At 44.6% G+C, this 6103-nt stretch carries 8 protein-coding genes; all 8 read right to left on the reverse strand.

Annotated elements, in window-relative coordinates; genetic code table 11:
- On the reverse strand, nucleotides 1-112 hold a 112-nt coding region (locus tag PSI23_RS19895), incomplete at its 3' end, for a GTP-binding protein (protein ID WP_231310522.1).
- A gap of 69 nt (nucleotides 113-181) precedes the next feature.
- Nucleotides 182-2290: an elongation factor G gene (gene fusA / locus PSI23_RS19900; protein ID WP_273556704.1), complete on the reverse strand. Its 2109-nt coding sequence runs from the start codon at nucleotides 2288-2290 to the stop codon at nucleotides 182-184.
- A 107-nt stretch (nucleotides 2291-2397) separates the two neighbouring features.
- Nucleotides 2398-2868, reverse strand: a complete 471-nt coding sequence (gene rpsG, locus PSI23_RS19905) for a 30S ribosomal protein S7 (RefSeq protein WP_273556705.1) — start codon at nucleotides 2866-2868, stop codon at nucleotides 2398-2400.
- A gap of 98 nt (nucleotides 2869-2966) precedes the next feature.
- Nucleotides 2967-3341 carry a 30S ribosomal protein S12 gene (rpsL, locus tag PSI23_RS19910; protein WP_010848548.1) on the reverse strand — a complete coding sequence of 125 codons (375 nt, stop codon included), beginning with the start codon at nucleotides 3339-3341 and terminating at the stop codon, nucleotides 2967-2969.
- Between the two features lie 179 nt (nucleotides 3342-3520).
- Nucleotides 3521-3808, reverse strand: a complete 288-nt coding sequence (gene tusB / locus PSI23_RS19915; RefSeq protein ID WP_273556706.1) for a sulfurtransferase complex subunit TusB — start codon at nucleotides 3806-3808, stop codon at nucleotides 3521-3523.
- 19 nt (nucleotides 3809-3827) lie between these two features.
- A complete protein-coding gene (gene tusC / locus PSI23_RS19920; RefSeq protein WP_273556707.1) occupies nucleotides 3828-4187 on the reverse strand; it encodes a sulfurtransferase complex subunit TusC in 360 nt (119 codons plus the stop codon).
- Between the two features lie 68 nt (nucleotides 4188-4255).
- Entirely contained in the window at nucleotides 4256-4651 is a 396-nt protein-coding gene (tusD, locus tag PSI23_RS19925) for a sulfurtransferase complex subunit TusD (RefSeq protein ID WP_273556708.1), read from the reverse strand.
- Nucleotides 4651-5373 carry a helix-turn-helix transcriptional regulator gene (locus PSI23_RS19930; RefSeq protein ID WP_273556709.1) on the reverse strand — a complete coding sequence of 241 codons (723 nt, stop codon included), beginning with the start codon at nucleotides 5371-5373 and terminating at the stop codon, nucleotides 4651-4653. The genes tusD and PSI23_RS19930 overlap by 1 nt, the downstream gene beginning before the upstream one ends.
- Between the last annotated feature and the right edge of the window lie 730 nt (nucleotides 5374-6103).

Raw genomic sequence — 6103 nt, forward strand, 5'->3', positions numbered from 1 at the left:
TCGCCAAAACGGTGGTGATTGCAGCAGTCAGGGTAGTTTTACCGTGGTCAACGTGGCCGATAGTACCAACGTTAACGTGCGGTTTTGAACGTTCAAACTTTTCTTTAGACACGACTCTATTCCTTAATACCGCTCCCCCGTCACAGAGAAGAGGGAGCTAAAATATAGTAAACTCGAAAACTTATCTAGATTTGCGAGCTTCGATAATAGCCTGAGCGACGTTGCTCGGCGCTTCGTTGTACTTCAAGAACTCCATGGAGTAAGAAGCACGACCTTGGGTCTGAGAACGCAGGTCAGTAGCATAACCAAACATTTCAGACAATGGTACTTGAGCACGAACAACTTTGCCCGTAGCTACATCATCCATACCATCGATCATACCACGGCGACGGTTCAAGTCACCGATGACGTCACCCATGTAGTCTTCTGGTGTTTCCACCTCAACTTTCATGATAGGTTCCAGCAGAACTGGTTTCGCTTTCATGAAACCTTCTTTAAATGCCATGGACGCAGCAATTTTAAAGGCGATTTCTGAGGAGTCAACATCATGGTAAGAACCATCGAACAAGGCAACCTTAATGTCAACGATTGGATAACCAGCCAGAACACCGCTCTTCAGCTGTTCCTGAACGCCTTTGTCAACGCCTGGGATATATTCTTTAGGAATAACACCACCGACGATTTCGTTCGCGAATTCGTAACCAGCACCACCTGCTTCCAGAGGCTCGATGCGTAACCAAACGTGACCGAACTGACCGCGACCACCGGATTGTTTAGCGTGTTTACCTTCCTGCTCAACAGAAGCACGGATAGTTTCACGATAAGCAACCTGAGGTTTACCTACGTTCGCTTCAACGTTGAATTCACGACGCATACGGTCAACCAGTACATCGAGGTGCAGTTCACCCATACCTGCAATGATAGTTTGACCAGACTCTTCATCACTGCTTACGCGGAATGATGGGTCTTCTTGAGCCAGACGACCTAAAGCGATACCCATTTTTTCTTGGTCAGCTTTAGTTTTTGGCTCGATAGCAACAGAGATAACTGGCTCTGGGAATTCCATACGCTCCAGAATGATTGGAGAACCCATGTCACAGAGAGTATCACCTGTAGTTACATCTTTCAGACCGATCGCAGCAGCGATGTCGCCTGCGCGGACTTCTTTGATTTCTTCACGTTTGTTGGCGTGCATCTGTACGATACGGCCAAAACGTTCTCTTTTTTCTTTTATCGGGTTTAGTACGGTGTCACCAGAGTTAACAACACCAGAATAAACACGGAAGAACGTCAGGTTACCCACGAATGGGTCAGTAGCGATTTTGAACGCCAGTGCAGAGAATGGCTCGTCATCGCTAGAGTGACGTTCTGCTGGAGTATCTTTACCGTCTGGCAGAACACCTTTGATAGACTCAACGTCTGTTGGTGCTGGCAGATATTCGACAACTGCATCCAGCATTGCCTGAACACCTTTGTTCTTAAATGCAGAACCACAGGTAACCAGGATAATTTCGTTAGCCAGAACACGCTTACGCAGAGCTGCCTTGATTTCTTCTTCAGTCAGCTCTTCACCGCCCAGATATTTGTCCATCAGGTCTTCTGATGCTTCTGCTGCGGATTCAATCAGGTTCTGATGCCATTCTTGAGCCAGTTCAACCATGTCTGCAGGGATATCTTCATAAGTGAAGGTCGTTCCCTGATCAGCTTCGTTCCAGTTGATTGCTTTCATCTTCAACAGGTCAACAATACCGGTGAAGGTATCTTCAGCACCGATCGCCAGTTGAAGTGGAACTGGGTTAGCAGCCAGACGAGTTTTGATCTGCTCAACAACGCGCAGGAAGTTCGCACCCATACGGTCCATTTTGTTAACGAACGCGATACGTGGAACATTATATTTGTTAGCCTGACGCCATACGGTCTCAGACTGAGGCTGAACACCACCAACCGCACAGTAAACCATTACTGCGCCATCAAGAACACGCATGGAACGTTCTACTTCGATAGTGAAGTCAACGTGTCCTGGGGTGTCGATGATGTTGATACGGTGTGGTTCATACTGTTTAGCCATACCAGACCAGAATGCAGTCGTCGCAGCAGACGTGATGGTAATACCACGCTCCTGTTCCTGCTCCATCCAGTCCATAGTTGCTGAACCTTCGTGAGTTTCACCGATTTTATGGTTTACGCCTGTGTAAAACAGAATACGTTCAGTTGTCGTGGTTTTACCGGCGTCGATGTGGGCACTGATACCGATATTGCGGTAGCGCTCTATGGGTGTTTTACGAGCCATTTTTTCCTCTCTCGTGGGCGTTCAATTTAGAGAACGGGTAGCCAAACAGCTACCCAGAACATATTCACTGCCGATGGATTACCAACAAAGGGATTACCAACGAGGGATTACCAACGATAGTGTGCGAACGCCTTGTTAGCTTCTGCCATACGGTGAACGTCTTCACGTTTCTTCACAGCAGCGCCTTTGTTTTCAGCCGCATCAGATAATTCATTCGCCAGGCGCAGAGCCATCGACTTATCACCGCGTTTACGAGCAGCATCAACGATCCAACGCATTGCCAGAGCATTACGACGAACCGGACGAACTTCAACTGGAACCTGATAAGTAGAACCACCTACACGGCGGGACTTAACTTCCACAGTCGGGCGCACGTTATCCAGTGCCAGCTCGAATGCTTCCAGATGATTTTTACCAGAACGCTGAGCCAGGGTCTCAAGCGCACCATATACAATTGCTTCTGCGACAGACTTCTTACCGTCTACCATCAGGATATTTACAAATTTGGCCAGCAGGTCAGATCCGAATTTTGGATCTGGCAGAATTTTACGTTGACCAATTACACGACGACGTGGCATGGAAATACTCCGTTTCGAATTTCAGGGTTGTCCAAAACTCTACGAGTTTATTTTGACATTAAAGTGAAAAATGTTTGGCCTTACTTAACGGAGAACCATTAAGCCTTTGGCTTCTTCACACCGTACTTAGAACGACCTTGTTTACGGTCTTTAACACCGGCACAGTCCAGTGCACCGCGAACAGTGTGGTAACGCACACCTGGCAAGTCTTTAACACGACCGCCACGGATCAAAATAACGGAGTGTTCCTGCAGGTTGTGGCCTTCACCACCGATGTAGGAAGAAACTTCGTAACCGTTAGTCAAACGCACACGGCATACTTTACGCAGTGCGGAGTTTGGTTTTTTAGGAGTGGTGGTATATACACGCGTACATACGCCACGTTTTTGCGGGCAAGCTTCCAGAGCAGGAACGTTGCTTTTCACAACTTTCGAGCTACGAGATTTGCGAACCAGCTGGTTAATAGTTGCCATTATAAAAAAAGCTCCTGGTTTTTTTGCTTCGTAAACACGGATTTTACCCTCTGTCAGTCATAATGACAAAACAAGAGGACGCGGAATTTTATTGCTGACTTGACGAGGTGTCAAGAAATATACAGTTTTTCTATGCTGGTAAAATAGCTGAAAAGTACAATTCAGATTTACCCGTTAATCTACCAGGCAAAATTTTGCTGATGTTTTACCGTTAAGCTAACAAAGCCGTTGTAATCAATCACCATTACACGGTCTGAAACCTGTTCAAACAGTCCTCGTGCCTCTAGGTCTTCCTTCAAAATATAAATTCCTGCCCCTGTACGGGCTAACTCAGTCAAATAGCGATTATCATTGATGCCCAGTAATACACCATTCTGAGTCAATAGAACATCATCTGTATCAGATACAAGGCCAAGCATTGCATTGAAGTCATCATGGTAAGGTGAGCGACTGACAGTATATAACATGTTACCCGCCTGAAATAGATTAAAATTTCAACACAAAATCATAGCCCGCCAGCAATTCTCGAATTGCAGTGGCGGAAAGAAATTCAGCTTCCAGCACAAAATTGCTTGCTGGGCTGCCTCCTCGAATAACCAGATCGTCCAGGCAAACATAACATTTATCAATGTCATAAAGAGGCAAGATCTTAAAGGTTGAGATATAGTCACGGCTCAGGGCTTTGTCCGGCTGCTGATTGGCCAGCAATTGGAATACTCCATCAGAAATAAAAAATACACCAATCTGCTCAGTCAATGCCGACGTCGCAAGCAGTACATCCAGACCTTCCCTGCCGGCAGAAGAGCCATGAGGGGCTTCAGTAAAAACAAAAGCGATTTTTTTCATCAATACCCGCTATTTCATTGACATCCACGGAGGCCCCTAATTATTTCCCTAAACTAAACTGCCTCAAGCTAAAATTGCATGACACGATCACACAACATCATGGCTTCTGCCAACGATCCTAACCCACTAAGCTCAAACCCTTCAGCTAGATTAGCGGCAGGCAGATTTAATTCGCGGGCTTGCTGTTCATCTACGACACCGCGCCGCAATGCCGCCGCGACACAGATAAACAGATTGCACTGATGTTGGACTGCCAATGCCTGCCAGGCCCTGACCAAATCAAATTCATCATTGGCAGGGGCGACCAATTGATTACCGTTTTGGACACCTTCACGATAAAAAAACACGCTATGCAGTTTATGACCTGAAGCGATTAACGCCTGAGCAAATTGGTAGGCACTGCTGGCTTGTTGAGTACCGTAAGCTGGCCCAGTGACCAGCAGGCAATAAGACAGTGACGACATTACTTCTCCGATTGAGTACATTCACCATTTTTAAACTGGCGAATGTAGAGATATACCGTATGTTTGGAGATATTCAAACGATCAGCAACCTGATTAATGGCATCTTTAATATCAAAAATACCTTTTTCATAAAGATTCAGTACCACTTGTCTGTTTTTCGCATTATTGGAAACATTGCGATCAGCATTCACTTCTTCAATAGTGAATTCCAGCGTTTGTGCCACCAAATCATCCACAGAAGAAGCAAAGTTAACGTTTGAAGCAACTTCATGGGTTTTTTCTGGGATAAAGGTCTGAATAATTTCGGAGAAAGGCACATCAAGGTTCATATTGATGCACAAAAGCCCAATGACTCGACGCTGGCGATTGCGGATAGCAATTGTGATAGATTTCATCAACGAACCACTTTTTGCCCGTGTGAAATACGCTTTAGAAACACTACTGTCTTCATCCGTAATATCATGCAGCATTCGCAATGCCAGATCAGTAATCGGAGAACCAATCTTACGACCTGTATGCTCTCCATTAGCTATTCTGACGGCTGAACATTTAAGATCTTCCAGTGAATGAAGAACTATTTCACAATGCCCACCAATCAACATAGCCAGGCCATCAACAGCAGCTTCGTAAGATTTTAAAATGTCATGATCAGTTTCATTAAATGGTTGGTTTTCCATTAAATCAATATCACTGTTATCACTAGTTAATATCGGGGTAGCCATATAATACACCATCCTTCAAATTCAGACTTTGCCTCATCAAAAATTCAGGGCAAGATTTATTATAAAATTAGATTACTGCAACTCAGATTCTATCTCAGTAAGCACCTACTGTTACAGGCAGTTTAAATCTGGACTATACACAGAAATCGGGGCGTATATGAAATACATGAAATTTCGAACATAGCCCAAATTCAAAATGGCAAATTAATAGCCTTATGCGATCGGCACTAATAACAAAAAACATTTAAAAATGTTCTATATTCTATACCCAATGGATTTCAAGATGCATCGTGGCGGCAAGGGAACGAATCCCCGGAAGCATAGATAACTATGTGACCGGGGTGAGTGAGCGCAGCCAACAAAGAGGCAACTTGAAAGACGAAGGGTATATTCAGAAGTGTGACGTTAAAACTACATCGAATCGCCGTCAAGTCCTTGTTGAGTATACCGTGAGTATTTATCACAGCATTATGCCTAATCAGCCTGAAATACGAAAAACAATATCTTATTTAATTCTTAGATAAATAATAAGCAAACAAATTAATTTTTCTTTATCCATGCTTATTACTCATCAAATAGAGGTAAACATCAGCAGTAAATCGAAGTGTAAAAGAAACGCATAATAAGTATCCCCCGGCATAGCCGGGGGTTTTTCATCTGCGCCTATAAGGCTCTCTTACCAGCCGCGCCCTAACAGGCGCATCGCAATCTGACATTTGCATTCTATTGA

Origin of the sequence: Xenorhabdus yunnanensis, assembly GCF_028598805.1 — a bacterium.
Lineage (GTDB): Bacteria > Pseudomonadota > Gammaproteobacteria > Enterobacterales > Enterobacteriaceae > Xenorhabdus > Xenorhabdus yunnanensis.

Excerpts from the sequence above, each read along its gene's own strand:
- fusA (WP_273556704.1), bottom strand. The coding sequence starts at position 2,290 with ATGGCTCGTAAAACACCCATAGAGCGCTACCGCAATATCGGTATCAGT.
- rpsG (WP_273556705.1), bottom strand. The coding sequence starts at position 2,868 with ATGCCACGTCGTCGTGTAATTGGTCAACGTAAAATTCTGCCAGATCCA.
- rpsL (WP_010848548.1), bottom strand. The coding sequence starts at position 3,341 with ATGGCAACTATTAACCAGCTGGTTCGCAAATCTCGTAGCTCGAAAGTT.
- tusB (WP_273556706.1), bottom strand. The coding sequence starts at position 3,808 with ATGTTATATACTGTCAGTCGCTCACCTTACCATGATGACTTCAATGCA.
- tusC (WP_273556707.1), bottom strand. The coding sequence starts at position 4,187 with ATGAAAAAAATCGCTTTTGTTTTTACTGAAGCCCCTCATGGCTCTTCT.
- tusD (WP_273556708.1), bottom strand. The coding sequence starts at position 4,651 with ATGTCGTCACTGTCTTATTGCCTGCTGGTCACTGGGCCAGCTTACGGT.
- PSI23_RS19930 (WP_273556709.1), bottom strand. The coding sequence starts at position 5,373 with ATGGCTACCCCGATATTAACTAGTGATAACAGTGATATTGATTTAATG.